This is a genomic window from Methanobacterium petrolearium (genome assembly GCF_017873625.1).
GTDB lineage: Archaea > Methanobacteriota > Methanobacteria > Methanobacteriales > Methanobacteriaceae > Methanobacterium > Methanobacterium petrolearium.
Genome location: NZ_JAGGKL010000005.1, coordinates 166,150 through 185,888 on the forward strand (window position 1 = coordinate 166,150; position 19,739 = coordinate 185,888).

The following is a 19,739-nucleotide window of genomic DNA, read 5'->3' on the forward strand; positions in this document are numbered from 1 at the left end:
TACCCAATTAATTATATACCAAGTATCATTGGCGCGACAATTCCCATGACATAAAAGATGGCATAAGCCGCTGGAACCAGTAATAATGCGTATTTAACTCCTTTTCGTGGACTTCCATACATAACTATTCCCATTAATAAGCCTGCAATTACTGAGTGGATGATGATGTATCCGGCGGCACTGGTTTGAGCAGCACCTGCCAGGGGGTTGACTTTACCAGCCGATGCAATGAAACTGGAATAGGTCATTATCATACCCAATGCAAATGGAGCAGCAATAACAGCGGATATTAACAGGAACATCACCGACATCATGACATTGGCTCTTCTCTCCCTTTGCAAAGCCAGAACCGCCCTTAAATCTTCTGCAACTGTTTCAATAACATCTGCAAGGCTACCTCCCACTTTCCTGCCCTCTATTATCATCCTAAATGTTCTGTCTAATGTTTTAGATTTTAGACGTTCACCCATACCTAGAAGTGCATCTTCAAAGGTGCTTCCAATTTTAATTTCAATTACTGCCCTTTTCAGTTCATCTGTTAATGGGCCTTCTCCGTGTTTGGAGATGTCTTCCATGGCAGTTTCAACACCTACTCCTGAACGTAAAAGTGATGAGATCTGCCTTAAAAAATCAGGAGTACCCTGTTCAATGGCATCAATCCTGCGTTCCATCATGAAGAATATCCAAACAAGCATAATAATAGTAGGGGCGATTAAACCAAGAATGAAACCAATTAAAGGGTTCATACCTAAAACTAAAAATGGTATCAGCAGTATAATGCCCAGAATCAGTCCCGAACCTATAATCAGGGTTAAAAGATCAGACGCCTTAACATACATTCCAGAACGAATCAGGGTTTCCTGTAAACGAACCATCCATCTGTCTGGAAAAATGCCATCAATGGTGTTGGATACTGGTGATAATGCGGAAGGTATGAGGGCCATTTTTTCACCTTTGTATAAAATATGATATATAATATTAAGTTATTACTATAACTGTCTTTATATTATTATGCAAGAAGTATATATTATTTGCCTAATTCTATTCTGTGCTGGTACAATATTGTTATCGGTATAATATTATGTTGTTATGGAAAGTAGTTGAACATATTTAATCTTTTAGGGAGTTTTAGATAAAATTTTTCTAGGTAATTTAGTTAAAATTTTAGTTCGGTTTTTTATTAGAACCATGTCTTCAACTCTGAGACCAAATTTCCCTTCCAAATATATTCCAGGTTCAACAGTAACCACCATCCCTTTTTCCAACTTTTCATCACTTTTTGAGGATAATGATGGTTTTTCATGAACTTCTAGTCCCACTCCATGTCCAGTGGAATGAATGAAATATTTCCCATATCCATACTCCCGGATAACACTTCTTGCCACTTTATCAACATGGGATGCTTCTATTCCGGGTGTTATAGATTTAATAGCTTCTTTTTGAGCATCTAAAAGTATGGAAAGTATTTCTTCCTCTTTCGGAGTTTGAACTATGCTGCGGGTGATATCAGATGCATAGTTACGATAAAAAGCACCCCAATCAATCATCACAGGACGTTCCAGTTTTGAAGAAGTTGATGAGGCATGGGGGTTACTTGATCTTGGTCCTGAGGCCACTATTGTTTCGAAGGATGGTCGTAGGGAACCTGCTTTTCTCATGTTATACTCCAGCTTAGCTGCCAGTTCATCTTCACTTCCAGAAAATTTAGAAAAATCAATATCTTCAAAGGAATCTTCAGCAATTCTGATGGCTCCCTCAATTTTCTTAATCTCACTTTTTGATTTAAACACTCTAAAACTTTCAATAATATCATTAGGAACTGTTTCAAAGTCTTGACATATTTTTTTATACGTCCCAACACTCATGGAATTTTCTATACCTATCTTTCCCTTCAAAGTTTCCTTAAGTGATTTTTTAAGTTCATCGAGAGATTTAAATTCTTTTACAGGTACACAAGATTGGGATTGGGCTAATTCTATATCTAACTTTGTGGAGAAAAGTACTGGTTCTTCTTTAATGATTAAAACAGATGCACTTGAAGGCTTAAAACCAGTTACATATGCTATATTTTCTGGTTTAAGAATAAATAACGATTCCAATTTTTCTTGGTTCATCCTATCTGTTATTTCTTGGATTTTCATAGTAAACCGTACCAAATTTATATAAAATATTGAGGGAAATTATTTATAAATGAGTAGGAGTTCTTTAGTATATTATGGTAAACTTTACATCCCGTGAGATCAGGGACATAACGATCTCCATGCTGGTTATTGCAGGCGTTTTTGCATACGTATTCAGCAATGATACTCAGAGTAACTTTATATCCCTCATCCCAGTTACATTGATTGCTGTGGGATTCGGATTCGTGTTCCATGAGTTAGCCCACAAATTCGTAGCCATAAAATATGGTTTTTATGCAGAATATAGGCTTTGGGTGCAAGGATTAGTGTTAGCAATAATATCCGCTGCGGTTGGATTTGTATTCGCTGCTCCAGGAGCTGTGTATATTTATGGCCAGGATATATCTCGTGAAGAAAATGGAAAAATATCCATAGCTGGACCATTAACCAACATGGCCATGGCAATAATATTTTTCATTCTCCTACAATTCCTGTCATTTTCTCCCATAATATCATTAATATGTGGCCTTGGGTTCACCATTAACAGTTTCCTGGCTTTTTTCAACTTACTCCCCATATTTATATTGGATGGGGCAAAGGTTCTAAAATGGAATCCTGTGGTATGGGTTATTACAACAGGGATGGCTTTCATAATGGTTGCTTATCCATATATCCTATCTTATATGAGACTAACACTATAGCCACAATTTAAAATTAACAATTTAACCACTAATTTACTTTCTTAAAGGATTAAAAATGTTTAAAGAAATTCCAGTCAGATACAGGGGAGGCACCCATCGTTGCCGTGACCCTCAAAAGACCATAGAGAAGGTTGAGGGAAAACTTAGAGCTGCAGGAGTTACCAGAATAGCCGAAATCACTCATCTGGATCGCATTGGGATACCAGTCTACTCTGCAATCCGACCCGGGGCAGCGGAAGGTGCGGTAAGTATTTATGCTGGGAAAGGAGCCACCAAACCACAGGCCAAGGCTTCGGCAATGATGGAAGCCTTTGAAAGATATTCTGCTGAGCAACAGAAAACTGATGAAGAAAAAAATGTGGTTGGTTCTTTTTTTAAAATGGAGGGATGCATAGATCCTAAATCTTTAATATTACCTTCAAATATTTCTGGTGCTGATGAAAACGACATCAGCTGGGTTACAGCCATTGATGCTGCGGATGATAGTGAGTGTCTGGTACCTGCTAATGCTGTTTACCATCCTTACATTCCAGAAAATGGTGTTTCTCTTTTCAAATCCAATACCAATGGATTGGCATCAGGAAATGTAATTGAGGAGGCAGTTTTTCATGGTATAACTGAGGTGGTGGAACGGGATGCATGGAGTATTTTTGAAGCCCTACGCCAGCCAAAGATGGAAGTTAACTGTGAAGGCACCGAAAATCAGTTTATAAAGGACATAATATCTAAATTTCACAAAGCAGGGGTCGAAATTAAACTGGTTGATCTTACGGCTGATGTGAAAATACCAACCATGGCTGCTGTATCTGATGATAGGGTTTTAAAAGATCCAGCTCTTTTAACCCTGGGAGTGGGAACTCATCTAGACCCAGAAGTAGCTGCCATCCGGGCCTTAACTGAGGTGGCTCAAAGCAGAGCAACCCAGATCCACGGAACACGTGAAGACACCACCCGGGCTGTTTTCATGCGCAAAGCAGGATATCAGCGTATGAAAAGGATAAACAAGCACTGGTTTGGGGAATCTCAGGGCACAATAGAACTTTCTGACATTGAAAACCAGGCCAAAAAGTCATTTAGAGAAGATATAGAAACTTCATTAAATCTTCTTTCTGAATGTGATTTTGATCAGGTTTTATACACGGATCTCACCCGGCCAGAAATTGATATTCCAGTGGTAAGAGTTGTTATTCCAGGAATGGAAGTTTATTCCGTTGATGTGGAAAGGGTTGGTAAAAGGCTTAAAAGATAAACATATAAAAAAGTGTAAGATTTTTATAAAAAACATAAACTAGGTTCAATATACAGTGTTATATTAAATTTTAAATCCTAATAATAATATCCTAATAAAATAATTTAACTGAAAATAAGATCATGTACTAATTTAGAGGATTCAAATTCAATTCATCTGATTTAAAGATTTAAATTTAAGAATCAGGCCTCTTTTTTTGGTGGAAAAATGAAACAAGTTATTGTTATGCGAGCAGATCTGGGAATGAGTAAGGGTAAATTGGCAGCCCAAGCATGCCATGCGAGTATAGGGGCTTATAAAAAGGCTGATGAAAGGATTATAAGAGACTGGGAGTTAGAAGGCGGTAAAAAGGTGGTTGTTCAGGTTAAAAGTCAGCAGGAACTTTTTGAAATATATGAATTGGTTAAAGCCGCTGAAATTCCCAGTTACCTGGTAACAGATGCCGGTCACACTGAATTACCTCCCTCTACTGTAACTTGCCTGGGAATAGGGCCTGAAAAGGAAGAAAAGATAGACAAAATAACTCAAGATCTTAAACTACTTAAATAAGTCTTATCTTGGACCAAAAGACACTATTAGGGGGTTAGATTTAGAGGGTTAGATTTAGAGGGTTAGATTTAGAGGGTTAGATTTAGAGGGTTAGATTTAGAGAGTTAGATTTATAAACATACCAATTATCATTTAGGAGAATGTTGTTATGGAATGGGTGGTGAAAATAGGTGGAAGTCTTTTCCCAGAATATTCCATAAATTTGGCCCGAAAATTGGTGGGTAAAGATGTTATGGTGGTGTGTGGTGGTGGTGATCTTGCCAACCAGATCAGAGAATATCATGAAAAAATAGATTTATCCCCCTCTGCAGGACACTGGACTGCAATTCTATGTATGGACATATTGGGCATGCTTCTGGCAGACAAATTCAATGATTTAGTGGCTGTTAAATCTTCAGAAGATGCAGAAAAAGTATTAAAAAGTGCTAAATTACCTGTACTTTTACCTTCACGGATGATGGAAGAATTAGACCCACTGGAGCACTCTTGGAGGGTGACTTCTGATTCCATCTCATTATATATATCACACCTGGTGAAGGCGAAACTATTAATAGCCACTGATGTAGATGGTATATACACACATAGCCCATCGGAAGATGGCGCCCAATTCATCAAGGAAATTAGTGCAAAAAAACTTCTAACTTTTGGTGAAACATCACTAGATGAGAGCTTTGCGGAGCTTTTACTTGAATATAAAACCAGCTCCTATGTTGTTAATGGTAAACACCCTGAAAGGGCCCTATCAATATTAGATGGTCAAAGCTCTATAAGCACGTTTATTGGAGGAGATTAAATGGAAAAAATACAATGTACCTCATGTAAACAGGAAATATCACCTGTAGAAACCTATGTAAAATTTGAATGTCCTGAATGCGAAGAAATACTGTACAGATGCCAGAAATGCCGAACTTTCGGCCACATTTACCAATGCAAATGTGGATTTAAAGGACCATAAGAGCCTTTAAAGTCCATAACATTCCTTAAAACTCTAATTTTCTGATTTATCAAGATTCAAGAGATCAAGAACATGGTCATATTTTTTTAATAATTTGGTTAGTCAATAGAATTAATATAAATTCTATAAAATAATGGATCTCAGATTACTATTGGATCTCAGGTTATCAGCTTTTCAGATGGTTTATTTAATAATGAACAAATTTCATGAATAAATCAATAAAAAATAGGATTAATGGAGGAATATAGTATGGGAGAAGTAGTAGCAACCATAAAATTAATGCCAGAAAGCCCTGATGTTGATCTGGCTCAGATTAAAGAAAATGTAGAAAAATCAATACCAGAAGGAACTGAACTTCACAAAATCGATGAAGAACCAATTGCTTTTGGTCTGGTAGCCCTCAATGTTATGGTAATAGTTGATGATGCCGAGGGTGGAACTGAAAAAGCAGAGGAGATATTCTCCCAGCTCGACGATGTTGCCAGTATAGAAGTGGTTGACGTACGCAGGTTAATGTAAGTAGGATATTCCCTACTTTATTTTCTCACAAAACTTGTTTTACTATAAAAATCTTTAAACTGATCTTTCAATTTATTTTTAGTTTTTTTTCATTTGTTATTAGTTTTTTAAATTATTTTCAGCCAATAAATTCTATTTTTACCTAATAATCTCATTTTCATCTTTTACACAAAATATATTAATACTATTTTAAATATTATTAATACAATACTTGTGCTCAACTATGGTGGTGATTATAATATGTTTGATCTTATCTTTGCCTGTATAATGGGAGTGCTGTGTGGTGTGGTAACTGGTTTGATTCCAGGGATCCATGTAAACACAGTAGGGGCATTCGTTTTCTCAGCATCACCATTTCTTTTATACTCTTATTCTCCTGAAGTCCTGGCAGTTTTCCTGCTTTCAATGTCAATTTCACATGCATTACTTGAATTCATCCCATCTATGTTTTTAGGGGTTCCTGATGAAGGAACAGTTCTTTCAGTAATGCCTGGTCATTATTTACTTCTCCAGGGACGTGGAAAGGAAGCCATTAGACTGGTTTCTTTAGGTGGGTTTGGGGCAATGATCGTTACCATCCTTCTTTTACCATTATTTATGGTTGTTCTACCACCCTTATATGGTATCTTAAAACCTTACATTTGGATTATTTTATCGGTGACAGTTGTATACATGATTCATCGTCTCAGTCGGGACTTAAAATCTTTAATCTGGTCATCCATCCTGTTTATTTTTTCTGGTATAATGGGCTGGATAGCACTGAATTCACCACTTTCCTCAAGTGTTTCCCTTTTATGTATTTTTTCAGGCCTTTTTGGTGTTAGCACCCTGTTATACAGTCTTTCTGAAAAATCAGTGATGCCAGAACAGGATGATCACTACCATCTGGAAATTGATAGAGATGTCCTTAAGGGCATATTTGCAGGTGGGATTGCTGGCAGTATCTTGGGGTTTCTTCCCGGGATGGGACCAGCCCAGGGGAGTCTTCTAGCCCAGGAATTGAGTGGTGGTTCAGATTCCGGTAGTGAGAGGGAAGGATTTTTAGTGGCTATGAGTGGTGTTAATGCATCAGATGCTCTTTTTTCGTTGATTGCTATCTATTTAATAGGTAATCCTCGCAGTGGAATCGCGGTGTATGTCAATCAGTTACTGCAGGGATTGGACTTCAATCATCTTTTAATAATGATATTTTCATCAGTAATTGCAGTGTCAATGTCCATGATTTTATGTATAAAATTAGGGGATTATTTGAGTCGTTCAATGCAAAAAATTAATTATGAAAAACTTTCATGGTTTGTGATCATTTTCATGAGCTTTTTAGTGGTGCTTTTTGCACTGATGGAAAATGCCAATTTGATCTTTATTTTCATAATCTATGTGACATCCATTGCAATGGGACTCCTGCCACATTATCTGGATATAAATAAATCCCACCTTATGGGTGTGCTTATTGTCCCAGCTATTGTTGTATACACTGGAATGGCTTAAATAATGAGAATAAAGAGAAATTTTTAGAGTTTATAGTTATTGGATATATCGAAATCAGTTTATTGAAATCACAAGGTCATATTATTACTACTTCTTTGCATAAATCCGTAATAGACTTCATAAACTCTTCAGTACTAACTCCAGGGAAGGTATCTATCAGGCAAATATCGAATTTTTCCTTTAAAACACATCCAAGTTCCCGTACATCCATACAGTAAACATCCCAGGATTCACCACGGGCAATCAGACCCTGCTTTTTGCTGGATAATTCTAAGGGATATTCATTAACTTCCAGATTAAGAGCGGTTGTGTGTGCAGCAGGATACCAGAGATCATTAAAAACAACTCTTTTGGCACCTCCTTTAAGAGCAGCAATACCCAGAGTTCCTGGACCACAGGTACAGTCCAGTATTTTAGGATCCTCATATTTTTCCATTGCCCTTTTTAGGAGAGTTATTTTGGGAGATACTGGTTTAGGAAATTCAATATGTATTTCCGCTTGATGTTTATGGATAAGAATAGGTCCAAATGGGGTTTGCACCAGATCACAGCGCATGTCACAACCAGCCAGAAGTTTATATATGTGGGGATGGGATTTAGAGTCTTTCATCCCCACAGTTTCTTTAATATCCCCTTTGAGAACTCCTTTAACTTCAGGAACTTCTTTTACTATTCTTTCCGCGCATTTTCGATTAACAGCTGGAGATAATATCACCAGACTATCTTGGGAAAGGTATGGTACTGTTTGAAGGGGATATGCAGGGGTGATAAGGGGTACACAAGTATCTCGCAGTGTGGAGTTTTCATTTTTAATACCTTCATCCTGCATGATGGTTAAGATATGGCTTATCACCGCATCCAAGTGTCTGCGACCACAGACACATTTTTTCCAGTTTTCATCTATTTTTTGATCTGGATCTAATTGTTCAGATAACGGTTTAAATTTCTTCAATCTCAGTTCCGGGCAATTATCACAGGGGTAATATAGGGATGTGATGTTATTTAAAACATGAGAAGGGGATTTTATACATTCCTGTTGGCATCTGCACTGTATGTCCATATGCTTAAATATTTGATACTTTATATAAATAATATTAAGATAATCTACTGATATGATGATATTGTTTGTGAGACAATGAAGGACAAACGCAAAGAAATACTGAAGGACCTTTTAGGAGAATTTGGTTCTGAAGATGATACTGACTATGTTGTTGAAGAGGAAAAACCTTTACCTCCCCAGGAAAAAACGCCTCCAATTCAAGAAGAGGAGGAAGAAGAGTTTTCATTAGATAAAATAATGAAAAAAAAGCCTAAAAAACCATCTAAACGCACTAAAAAAGTTAAAAAGGCATCTGATGCTTTCAAGGCCGAGATTATTGAGGAAGGGTTGGTTCCTAAATATAATGTAAGTGTCCCTCATTTTTCTGATAAAGAAACCCAAATTTTCAATGAAGTACGGGAGAAACTGGTTGAAGTAGCAGTTTCACAGGGTGAAGAATTCGATATTGATGAAGAATCTTTTGTAGGGGATGTTAAACAGTTTTTAAGGGCCAGGGGAGTTCGAGATGTTGAACGACTGGCCACACAAATAGCTCAGGTAATGTTGGGGTATGGGAAACTGGACCCCATGATTAAGGATGATGATTTAGAGGAAATTATGGTTATAGGCACGGGTAGCAATGTATTTGTTTACCATCGTAAGATAGGGATGATGGTTACCAATGTGGTTTTTGAAACTGATGATGATATCCGGGCCATAGTAGATGTTATTGCCCGGCAAGTTAACCGTCGTATAGATCAGCAAACTCCAATACTGGATGCCCGTCTTAAAGATGGTTCCAGGGTTAACGCTACCCTTCCTCCGGTATCTGCTGATGGGCCCACCCTTACCATCAGGAAGTTCAGAAAAGATCCACTCACTGTGGTGGACTTAATCAACTTCAAAACCATGTCATCTCACCTGGCAGGTTTCCTCTGGGTGTGTACCGATGGTATGGGAGTAAAACCATGTAACGCTATTATTGCCGGAGGTACTGGTTCTGGTAAAACCACCACACTGAACACTGTTGCTGCTTTCGTACCTCCTAGAGAACGGATTATAACCATTGAAGACACTTTGGAACTGCAACTCCCTCACTCACATGTGTTGCGTATGGAAACCCGCCCACCTAACATTGAAGGTAAAGGAGAACTTACCATGGACACTCTGGTGAAAAACTCTCTCCGTCAGAGGCCTGATAGAGTGATTGTAGGTGAAGTTCGTGGAGCAGAAGCCATAACACTTTTCACAGCCTTAAACACAGGACACTCTGGAATGGGAACCCTTCACTCCAACACTGCCAGAGAAACCATTACTAGGTTGATAAATTCGCCAATGAACGTACCAAACATTATGATTCCTGCTCTTGATTTCATTATAATGCAAAACCGGATGTACCGTGCTGAAGGTGGATCCATCCGTCGAGTAACTGAAGTTGCTGAGGTTGTGGGGATGGAAGAGGGTAATGTTCAACTTAACCGTGTGTTTGAATGGAATAATGTCACTGATAAAGTGGAATATGTGGGTATTTCCAGTAAAACCCTGCGAGAAATAGCAGAACTGCGAGGAGTGAGTGTAACTGATCTTGAAGAAGAAATTGAAAAAAGAAGGCTGGTTTTGGAGTATCTGGCTGATAACAACATACGTTCCATTGAAGAAGTTGGTAGATGTATAAACAGTTACTACAAAGATCCTGATGAGATGTTGGAAAGAATTCTTTAAAATTTTAACTTCTGAAGAGATTTTATAGGAATATAGAAAAGATTAGATAGGAAGAAATTAAAACATAGTTATTAGATGTATATTTGGGTTGTTTAGAGGATTATATTTGGAAAAAATTATTAGAATTAAGTGTTTGATCATATTAAAGATTTGGTGAGATAAATGGTCTTTGATGGCATTAGGAATATATTCAACCGTATCGGTGATTTGACTGTTAATTCCAGCCAAAAAGTTGGTGGGGGAATTCAAAAAGTCGGTGAAGGAGTGCAAAAGCCGGTAAAAAAAATTAGAGATGTTGAAAGACCCAAAGTCACCAGGCCCAGTAGAAAAAAAGAAAAAAAAGAAAAAAAAGCTGAATTAGGCTCGTTTAAAGACATTAAATCTTCTTCTAAGGGTTCTTCTTCCCGTAAGGTCATTAAAAAGATGGGAATGGAAAAAGATGAAATAGAGATATTCCGTGATCTCATCGACCAGAAGTATGATCGAACTGAAAAAGTAGAGGAAGATAAATCTGCAAAAGCTGCTGTTCGCAAAGCTTCCCTGGAAGAACTCCTTAAAGAAGAGGAAAAACCGGGACTGGAACCTCGTCTTATTATGATCATGGGCGTGATAGGATTTGCAGTTATGTTCACGGTTATAGTGTTACTGGGATTCGGTGTTGAAATTGGTCTAGTTTTCGGTATTTTAATTCTTTTAATGACCATGTTCATTGTTTATCTGCCAAAAATTAAGATGGGTAGTCGCTCAACAGAGGCTTCTAAAGAAATACCTTATGCTCTGCGACAGATGGCCACTGAATTGAGGGCAGGATTAGGGTTGCATGATAGTATGCGGTCTGTGGCCATGTCTGGTTACGGTCCTTTATCTGAAGAATTTGCCAGAGCGTTGGAAGAAATAAAATATGGGGAAACCACTGAAAAAGCCCTGGTTGATATGAGTCAAAGAATTAACTCGGAAGGCCTGACCCGAGCTATATATCAGATCACCAGAACCCTTACTAGCGGTGGGGATCTAGCTAAAACCTTAAGTGTTATTGCTGATGACACTGCCTATGAAATGCGAATGAAAATCAAGGATTACGCCCAGAAATTAAATTCATTCACCATGATCTACATGTTTATAGCTATACTGGGTCCGGTTATATTTATGGTGATGATAATGGCAGCAGCCACAGTTATGGGGTCAGTTATACCACCTATACTACTTTTAATAATGTATTTATTTTTATTCCCTGCTATTGTGGCTTTCATGGCGTTTATGATAAAAAGGTTGGAACCCAAGGTTTAAACTTATTTCATTTAATTCTTTTTTTTAGTGTGTGCTTTCATTTTATTATGTAGTATTTAGTGTTTGATCATTGAATTCAAGACATTACTATCTATTTATCATTTTTTATGACTAATCGTGGAATTATTATTAAATTTATCGGAAATTGGCTTTGATATGCACAAACTTTATATATCCTAATTAGCCTAACAAGTAATATCATTATAAATCATTATCATTATAAATCATTATAAATCATTATAAATCATTAATTAATTCGGTGATAGTTGTGGCCCCTAAACCAAAGACGGAACCAAAGAAATTTAAGGATGATTTTTGGAAGACCAAGGATTTTAAAATATCTATTGGTAAAATAGTAGAAAAAGAAGGAGAAATATCTGAAGAAAAAACTCCTATGGGACCCACTCCCAAACCTCATGTCACAGATTTAAGATCATGGGATATGAAACTGTTGGGTAGGTATGAGCCCTTTTACGCACCTTTTTGTGACATGTGCTGTCTATGTACATTCGGAAAGTGTGACCTATTAAACAAGAAAGGAGCTTGTGGGATTAGTTCTGAGGCACAACAAGCCCGTATAGTGCTTTTAGCATGTAACATTGGTACTGCTGCACATGCAGGACATGCCCGACACCTGGTTCACCACCTCATTGGTGAATTGGGTGAAGACTATCCACTTGATCTGGGACTTAACATAGATATTGAAGCCCCCATCACCAGAACTATAATTGGCAAAAAACCAGAAAATCTCGGTGATTTAGCAAAAACGTTGAATTATGTGGAGGAACAGTTATCTCATCTTTTATCCGCATGCCATACTGGTCAAGAAGGAAGTAGTCTAGATTTTGAATCTAAAGCCCTCCATTCTGGTGTTATGGATGACTTAGCTCGTGAAGTGGGAGATATAGCTCAGATTGTGGCCTTAAACATGCCTAAAGGAGATGGGGATGCTCCTTTAGTTGAAATGGGTGTGGGTACCATTGATAATGATAAGCCAGTAATATTGTGTATAGGTCATAATGTGGTTCCTGGAGCCAGTATTATGGATTACCTGGATGAAACTGGTCAGGAAGAGGATTTTGAGGTGTGTGGTATTTGTTGCGCTGCCATAGATATTTCCCGATACAATGACCGGGCTAAAGTAGTTGGGCCCCTCTCCAGACAGCTTAAATTCATTCGCAGTGGGGTGGCAGATGTTATTATAGTAGATGAGCAATGTATCCGGACTGATGTCCTGGAAGAAGCCCAGAAAAAAAACACAGCAGTGATCGCCACTACAGATAAGATGTGTCTGGGACTACCTGACATGACAGATAAAGAACCGGATATAATTGTGTCCAAATTATTAAACAATGAAATTGAAGGTGCTTTAATACTGGATTCTGAGAAAGTAGGTGAAGTTTCAGTTAAGGTTGCCAAGATTTTGGCCCCAAAACGAGAGAAACTCAAATTACTACCGGAATTGGATGAAGTGCAAAAGATGGCTGCTGAATGTACAGAATGTGGTTGGTGTAACCGTGTTTGTCCCAACAGTAAACCAATGATGGAGGCTGTGGTAGCAGCAAGAGATGGTGATTTCTCAGGATTCGAAAAATTATACCTCAATGATGTTTGTTACTCCTGTGGAAGGTGTGAACAGGAATGTGAAAGAGAACTTCCCCTTATGTCCATGTTAGCTAAAGTTGGAGAAAAATTAGCCAAAACCGAGAAATTCAACATCCGTGCCGGCCGAGGACCTGTTCAGGATGTGGAAATCCGGCGTGTAGGTGCTCCTATCGTTTTAGGCGATATTCCTGGAGTAATTGCCATTGTAGGATGCTCAAACTATCCTGACGGTGGAAAAGAAGTTGCAGAAATGGCCAAAGAATTCCTGGAACGTAACTACATTGTGGTGGCAACAGGATGTGGAGCCATGTCCATCGGAGAATACCTGGATGAAGAAGGAAAAACCCTGTATGAACAGTACACTGGAGATTTTGATGCTCGAGGTTTACTAAATATAGGCTCATGTGTTTCCAATGCTCACATATCAGGTGCATGTATAAAAATTGCCAACATATTCGCCAAAAAACCATTGGAAGGCAACTTTGAGGAAATCGCAGACTACATCCTCAACCGAGTCGGTGCATGTGGTATAGCATGGGGAGCATACTCCCAAAAAGCAGCTGCAATTGCCACTGGGGTAAACCGATGGGGAATACCAGTTGTTGTTGGCCCTCATGGATCAAAATATCGTCGATTATATTTGGGAAGAACGGATAAGAAGGAAAACTGGAAAATTAAGGATATGCGGACTGGAAAAATAATGGATGGTGAACCAGCACCAGAACACTTGGTGTATGCTGCGGAAAACATGGGAGAAGCCATTGTAATGACAGCTAAACTGTGTATTCGGCCAACGGATACTGGTAAAGGACGTCAAATTAAATTGAACCATTATATAGATCTTTATAAGAGATATTATGGTAGATTACCTCCAGATATCCATCTATTTGTACGTAACGAGAAGGATATTCCTATAACCTATAAAAAGGATGTAAAGGAAATACTTGAGGAAGTAGGATGGGAACCCCGTGAAATTCCTCAGGAACCCTCATTGATGGGAATGGACGGTGATTAGATGACTAATGAAAGAGTGATACCATGGCAACCCACAGTGATTGCCGGACCAAAGCAGGCATTACTGGTAACTCCAGAAACAGCCGAATTAATGATTAAAAAGGCTAAAAAACCCCTTTTTATTTTAGGGCCGCTGGTAAAGGAGGATCCCCTCCGTACCTATGCTACTAAAATAGCGGAAAAATGGAACCTGCCAGTGGTTACCACAGCTGATGCTTACAAACCATTTTATGATAAAGGACTTAATCCCACGGCATATGGGGTTGTAGAAATTGTCAACCTATTAAAAGACCCAGAATGGCAGGGTGTGGATGGGGAAGGACAGCATGACCTGGTTATTTTCATGGGATGTATATATTACATTGGTTCACAGGGTCTTTCAAGCCTAAAACATTATGCACCCCACTTAAAGACACTCACTATATGTAAATTTTTCCATTCTAACGCAGATGCATCTTTTCCTAACCTGAAAGATGAAGAATGGTTTAAATATCTTGAAAAAATGGGTGAAACCGTTAGTTGAGGGGTATAAATTTTCCAATTAAGGAGTATGATTAAGAGTATAAGATTAAGAGCGAATGAAAAAGGCGTTTGTAAAGGAGGAATTGGATGTTTGAAGATATACCTGTTGACGTAAGTCCCATGTATGAGGGAGAGCGTATCAGAGCAGCTAACATGTTCGTGGAACTTGCAGGACCTAAGTCCATGGGTGCAGAACTGGTACAAGTTGAAGAAAATGTTGAAAATGGTAAAGTTACAGTTATAGGGCCAGAACTGGATGCCATGCAGGAAGGAGATATTCATCCTTTGGGAATCCTGATTGAAATCCAGGGAGAACACCTGGAAAAAGAACTGGAAGGTGTGATCGAACGCCGAACTCATGAACTCTGCAACTACATCAAAGGATTCATGCACCTCAACCAGAGAGATGCCATATGGTGTAGGGTAAGTAAAGAAGCCCTTGAAGCTGGTTTTAAACTGGAACACCTTGCGAAAACCCTTTCAATACTTTTTAAGGAAGAATTTCCACTTATTGAATCTATAGCTGTTACCATCATGACCGAACCTGCAAAGGTTGAAGAATTCGTTTCAAAAGCCAATGAAGAATACCAGACCCGGGATGCAAGAGCCAGAGAACTATCTGATGAAGATGTGGATGTATTTTATGGTTGTGTTATGTGTCAATCTTTTGCACCTACCCATGTATGTGTGGTAACTCCAGATAGAACTGCCTTATGTGGTGCTATAAACTGGTTTGACTGCAGAGCCGCTGCAAAAATGGATCCTGAAGGTCCCATATTCGAAGTAGAAAAAGGAGATCTTGTTGATGATGTTAAGGGAGAATACACTAATGTAAACGCAGTGGTAAATGAAAAATCCCAGGGAACAGTTGAAAGAGTATTTTTACACAGTGTATTTGAATATCCTCACACTTCTTGTGGTTGTTTTGAGGCAGTTGCCTTCTACATACCTGAACTTGATGGAATAGGAATTGTTGATCGGGATTTCAACGGAGAAACACCTCTAGGAATACCATTCTCAGCAATGGCAGGCCAGTGCTCTGGAGGAAAGCAGGTGGAAGGATTCACTGGCCTCAGCCTGGAATACATGCGTTCACCCAAGTTCCTACAGGCAGACGGAGCTTATGAACGGATCGTGTGGTTGCCCAAAGAGATCAAAGATGCAGTGGAAGAGTACATACCTACAGAAATTCGAGACAAAATCCCTACTGAAGAAGATGGTACCACTCTAAAAGAAATCCGCAGATTCTTGGAAGATAAAGGTCATCCCATATTAGAAAGATTAAAAACAGTAAAATCAGAAACTTCTGAAGAAGAAGAGGAAGTTACAGTTGAAGAAGAACCAATCCTAATGGAAGAGATGCAAATGGAAGGGGAAACCATGGCTCCAGTAGCCTATGCACCTCAATTAACTTTACCCTCATCTAGTGGAGTTAAAATAGTTTTCAAAAACGCTAAAGTCTATGCAGAAAAGGTGATAATAAAGAAAAAGTAACATAAACCCTTTATAACATAGATGGAAAGTAAAAATTCTATTGGAGAATATAATAAATAAAATGAAGCCTACATGGATTCAATCGGAGTAATAACGTGATTATTGCAGTAAGTGGTAAAGGTGGAACCGGGAAAACACTGGTATCCTCTCTTCTCATAAAATCCCTAAAAGACACAGAAAAAGATATTTTGGCCATTGACGCCGACCCTGACAGCAATTTACCTGAAGCATTAGGGGTAGATGTGCACAAAACAGTGGGAGATGTGAGGGAAGACTTAAAGGAAGACACTACCAAGGGCCGGATACCTGCTGGAATGAATAAGTGGGATATTCTTGACTACAAAATCATGGAATCAATTATTGAAACACCAAACTTCGACCTCCTGGTAATGGGGAGGCCGGAAGGCAGTGGATGTTATTGTGCTGTTAACAACATGCTCCGTAGAATAATCGAAAACTTATCATCCAATTATGATGTGATTGTCATTGATGCCGAGGCTGGACTTGAGCACTTAAGTCGTCGAACCACTCAAAACGTGGACGTGATGCTGGTGGTCACTGATAAATCCAAAAGAGGAATTCTCACCGCACAAAGAATCGGTCAACTCGCCGATGAACTGGACATTAAATTTCAGGATCTTTATCTGGTTTTAAACCGTGTTAACCCTGAAAATGAGGATGAAATCGTGCAAAAAGTCAGAGAAACCGGTTTGGATATGGTGGGTATAATTCATGAGGATGATGAGGTAACCCAGTTTGATATTGAGGGGAGGCCCCTGGTGGAGCTTCCAGATGAATCTTATACTGTAAAGGCAGTATCCGGGATATTATCCCGTATCTTAAAGTAAGTAAGGATGTGGGTATATGGATAAAATGTCGCAACTTCTTAAATTACTGGAGAAAACGGACTATATAGAGATAAATGAATTTAGAATGGATTTTGAGGAACTGGAATTGCAGCTAATGCCCGCTGTTCAGAAAGTTGTGCAGCAGGCAGTAACCAAACAGGCTGCAGTCCAGGAAACCATGAAGAAAATGGAAGCTATTGAATTTACTCCACCCATAAAGGATTACCCTGGAGAAGTGGCCCAAGTGCAACTGGGGGCCGGAAGCAGAAAACCAGTCTACCTAGGAGGACAACAGGCACTTTATCGCTTCGAAGAACCCCAACCCAATCCACCAGTGGTGACATTTGACGTATTTGACATTCCCATGCCGGGACTACCACGTCCTATAAGGGAACACTTCGCTGATGTCATGGAACACCCTGGAGACTGGGCAAAAAAGGCGGTGAAAGATTTCGGAGCCAACATGGTTACCATACACCTCATTGGAACTGGACCCAAAGTCATGGACAAAACACCAAGGCAGGCTGCTGAAGATATTGAAGAAGTCCTGCAGGCAGTGGACGTGCCTCTGGTTGTAGGAGGATCTGGAGACCCAAAAAAAGATCCAATAATACTGGAAGCTGCTGCAGCAGCAGCTGAAGATGAAAGATGTTTACTGGCTTCAGCAAACTTAGATCTGGATTACAAGAAAGTTGCCAAAGCAGCAGTGGACTACAACCATGCGGTCTTGAGCTGGGCCATCACCGACATAAACATGCAAAAAACCCTTAACAAATATTTAATGAAAGAAGGCTTAACGCAAAAGGACATTGTCATGGACCCAACCACCTGTGCATTGGGATATGGTATTGAATTTTCAATTGATGTAATCACCCGAACCAGGCTAGCAGCACTCAAAGGAGACAAAGACCTGCAGATGCCAATGAGCTCTGGAACCACCAATGCCTGGGGATCCAGAGAAGCCTGGATGAAAAACGATGCCTGGGGACCCACAGATTACCGAGGACCAATCTGGGAGATAATCACCGGATTAACCATGATGCTCTGCGGAGTGGACATCTTCATGATGCTGCACCCACTATCAGTGCAGTTATTAAGTGAAATCGGTTCCACCTTCACCAAGGAGTACCTGACCACAGATTCACCAGACATTTCAAATTGGATAACGGAGTTAGAATAGGAGGTTATGAGTATGCAAGTCACTGCAATGGATATATACAGACTGCTTCCCCAGACTAACTGTGAAGACTGTGATGCACCTGCCTGTGGGGAAGCTTCATGTATGGCCTTCGCCACCAAACTCTCAGAAAAGGAGTCCCAACTGGGACTATGCACAGAACTCTCTGAAGAATCATTCACCAAGTTGGAAGCCTTACTGGCTCCAGCAGTAAGAGAAATAACCATAGGAACCGACGATAAAGCTATCACCATTGGTGGAGATGAAGTATTATACCGATACGAGTTAACCTACTACAACCCCACAGCCCTGGTTATTGATATAGCAGATAACCTGGATGATGCAGAATTCGCAGAAAGAGTTAAAAACATCGAAGAAACTGAGTTTGAAAGAATAGGTGAAATGCTCACTTTAGATGCCATAGCTCTTCGAAATGCATCAGGGGATGCAGTAAAATTTGCTGAAACCGCATCAAAACTTAAAAACGCTAAACTACCATTAATATTATGTTCATTCGACCCAGTAGCCATGAAAGCAGCCCTGGAAAAGGTTGGAAATGAAAGACCACTCATATATGCTGTTAACGAGGCCAATATGGATGAAATGGCAGCACTAGCACTGGAATATGATTGTCCAATAAGTATATTCTCTCCTAACGACCTGGAAAAGATGAAACAAATCAGTCGAACCTTGAGGGAGAAAGGAGTACAGGATATTGTTCTTGACCCGGGAACATTTGTGGGAGAAGGTATTGGAGACAGTCTGGATGATTTTGTCATGATCCGCAGATTGGCAGTGGAAGAAAGAGATGATGATTTCCGCTTCCCAATACTGGGCATACCCGCCCTCACCTGGATACATGAAAAGGATGAAGTGCAGGGAGGTATCAAAGAAGCTACCATTGCCGCCACCCTCATGAACAAATATGCTGATGTGCTGATACTCCATGGAACCAATATCTGGGAATTAATACCAGTTCTTACTTTAAGACAGGGTATCTACACCGACCCCAGAAAGCCACAGGCTGTGGATCCCGGAGTTTATGAGTTTGGTGAAGTGGGCAAGGATTCTCCAGTACTCATGACCACCAACTTCGCCTTAACCTTCTACACAGTGGAGGGAGACATCAAAGGCAAAACCACTGCTTACCTACTGGTACTGGACACTGAAGGTCGGGCTGTGGATGTGTCCCTGGCTGGAGGCCAGCTCAATGCCGAAGCTGTAGCAGATCTTATTAAAGAAACTGGAATTGAAGATAAGGTGGATACCCGCACTCTGATCATACCGGGATTATCTGCCCCAGCAAGTGGAGAAATCGAGGATGAAAGTGGATGGGAAGTTTTGGTTGGTCCACGAGACTCATCAGGGGTACCTGGCTTCCTGGAAGATCTTAAAGGAAAATCTTAAGAAATGCACAGGTTAAAAAAGAAATAAGATGGATGAGTGATAA

General features: G+C 39.5%; 18 protein-coding genes. 15 read left to right on the forward strand and 3 right to left on the reverse strand.

Annotated features, from left to right (window positions below):
• Window positions 1-11: 11 nt before the first annotated feature.
• Window positions 12-944, reverse strand: coding sequence for a type II secretion system F family protein (locus J2743_RS06255; protein WP_209625714.1), 933 nt, complete (start codon window positions 942-944; stop codon window positions 12-14).
• Window positions 945-1,118: 174 nt separating this feature from the next.
• The gene (locus J2743_RS06260; RefSeq protein WP_209625715.1) at window positions 1,119-2,141 is read right to left on the reverse strand and encodes a M24 family metallopeptidase; all 1,023 of its coding nucleotides are present in this window, start codon (window positions 2,139-2,141) and stop codon (window positions 1,119-1,121) included.
• A 74-nt stretch (window positions 2,142-2,215) separates the two neighbouring features.
• Here J2743_RS06260 and J2743_RS06265 point away from each other — a divergent pair, with 74 nt between their 5' ends.
• The 7 genes from J2743_RS06265 to J2743_RS06295 all read left to right on the forward strand — a co-directional run bounded on the left by J2743_RS06265 (window position 2,216) and on the right by J2743_RS06295 (window position 7,581).
• On the forward strand, window positions 2,216-2,821 hold the full coding sequence (locus tag J2743_RS06265; RefSeq protein WP_209625716.1) for a site-2 protease family protein: 606 nt from the start codon (window positions 2,216-2,218) through the stop codon (window positions 2,819-2,821).
• Between the two features lie 55 nt (window positions 2,822-2,876).
• Entirely contained in the window at window positions 2,877-4,070 is a 1,194-nt protein-coding gene (locus J2743_RS06270) for a YcaO-related McrA-glycine thioamidation protein (protein ID WP_209625717.1), read from the forward strand.
• A gap of 207 nt (window positions 4,071-4,277) precedes the next feature.
• Window positions 4,278-4,619 carry a peptidyl-tRNA hydrolase Pth2 gene (pth2, locus tag J2743_RS06275; protein ID WP_209625718.1) on the forward strand — a complete coding sequence of 114 codons (342 nt, stop codon included), beginning with the start codon at window positions 4,278-4,280 and terminating at the stop codon, window positions 4,617-4,619.
• Window positions 4,620-4,767: 148 nt separating this feature from the next.
• Complete coding sequence (locus tag J2743_RS06280) at window positions 4,768-5,412, forward strand: amino acid kinase family protein (RefSeq protein WP_209625719.1); 645 nt, start codon at window positions 4,768-4,770, stop codon at window positions 5,410-5,412.
• The gene (locus J2743_RS06285; protein WP_209625720.1) at window positions 5,413-5,574 is read left to right on the forward strand and encodes a zinc finger domain-containing protein; all 162 of its coding nucleotides are present in this window, start codon (window positions 5,413-5,415) and stop codon (window positions 5,572-5,574) included.
• A 249-nt stretch (window positions 5,575-5,823) separates the two neighbouring features.
• Window positions 5,824-6,093: an elongation factor 1-beta gene (locus J2743_RS06290; RefSeq protein WP_209625721.1), complete on the forward strand. Its 270-nt coding sequence runs from the start codon at window positions 5,824-5,826 to the stop codon at window positions 6,091-6,093.
• Window positions 6,094-6,333: 240 nt separating this feature from the next.
• Entirely contained in the window at window positions 6,334-7,581 is a 1,248-nt protein-coding gene (locus J2743_RS06295; RefSeq protein WP_209625722.1) for a tripartite tricarboxylate transporter permease, read from the forward strand.
• A 76-nt stretch (window positions 7,582-7,657) separates the two neighbouring features.
• Here J2743_RS06295 and J2743_RS06300 read toward each other — a convergent pair whose 3' ends face one another.
• Window positions 7,658-8,533 (reverse strand): class I SAM-dependent methyltransferase, encoded by an 876-nt coding sequence (locus J2743_RS06300; RefSeq protein ID WP_245248099.1) that lies wholly within the window; start codon window positions 8,531-8,533, stop codon window positions 7,658-7,660.
• A 183-nt stretch (window positions 8,534-8,716) separates the two neighbouring features.
• Between J2743_RS06300 and J2743_RS06305 the strand changes: the two genes are divergently transcribed.
• From J2743_RS06305 to acsC, 8 genes are all read left to right on the forward strand, one after another.
• Complete coding sequence (locus tag J2743_RS06305; RefSeq protein ID WP_209625724.1) at window positions 8,717-10,342, forward strand: TadA family conjugal transfer-associated ATPase; 1,626 nt, start codon at window positions 8,717-8,719, stop codon at window positions 10,340-10,342.
• Between the two features lie 162 nt (window positions 10,343-10,504).
• Window positions 10,505-11,629 carry a type II secretion system F family protein gene (locus J2743_RS06310; protein WP_209625725.1) on the forward strand — a complete coding sequence of 375 codons (1,125 nt, stop codon included), beginning with the start codon at window positions 10,505-10,507 and terminating at the stop codon, window positions 11,627-11,629.
• 259 nt (window positions 11,630-11,888) lie between these two features.
• Window positions 11,889-14,249, forward strand: a complete 2,361-nt coding sequence (gene cdhA / locus J2743_RS06315) for a CO dehydrogenase/acetyl-CoA synthase complex subunit alpha (RefSeq protein WP_209625726.1) — start codon at window positions 11,889-11,891, stop codon at window positions 14,247-14,249.
• Window positions 14,250-14,771 (forward strand): CO dehydrogenase/acetyl-CoA synthase complex subunit epsilon, encoded by a 522-nt coding sequence (cdhB, locus tag J2743_RS06320; RefSeq protein ID WP_209625727.1) that lies wholly within the window; start codon window positions 14,250-14,252, stop codon window positions 14,769-14,771.
• A gap of 86 nt (window positions 14,772-14,857) precedes the next feature.
• Window positions 14,858-16,264, forward strand: coding sequence for a CO dehydrogenase/CO-methylating acetyl-CoA synthase complex subunit beta (gene cdhC, locus J2743_RS06325; RefSeq protein ID WP_209625728.1), 1,407 nt, complete (start codon window positions 14,858-14,860; stop codon window positions 16,262-16,264).
• A 95-nt stretch (window positions 16,265-16,359) separates the two neighbouring features.
• Window positions 16,360-17,112 (forward strand): ATP-binding protein, encoded by a 753-nt coding sequence (locus J2743_RS06330; RefSeq protein ID WP_209625729.1) that lies wholly within the window; start codon window positions 16,360-16,362, stop codon window positions 17,110-17,112.
• Window positions 17,113-17,128: 16 nt separating this feature from the next.
• Window positions 17,129-18,292, forward strand: a complete 1,164-nt coding sequence (cdhD, locus tag J2743_RS06335) for a CO dehydrogenase/acetyl-CoA synthase subunit delta (RefSeq protein WP_209625730.1) — start codon at window positions 17,129-17,131, stop codon at window positions 18,290-18,292.
• A 12-nt stretch (window positions 18,293-18,304) separates the two neighbouring features.
• Window positions 18,305-19,696 carry an acetyl-CoA decarbonylase/synthase complex subunit gamma gene (gene acsC / locus J2743_RS06340; protein WP_209625731.1) on the forward strand — a complete coding sequence of 464 codons (1,392 nt, stop codon included), beginning with the start codon at window positions 18,305-18,307 and terminating at the stop codon, window positions 19,694-19,696.
• Window positions 19,697-19,739 lie beyond the last annotated feature (43 nt).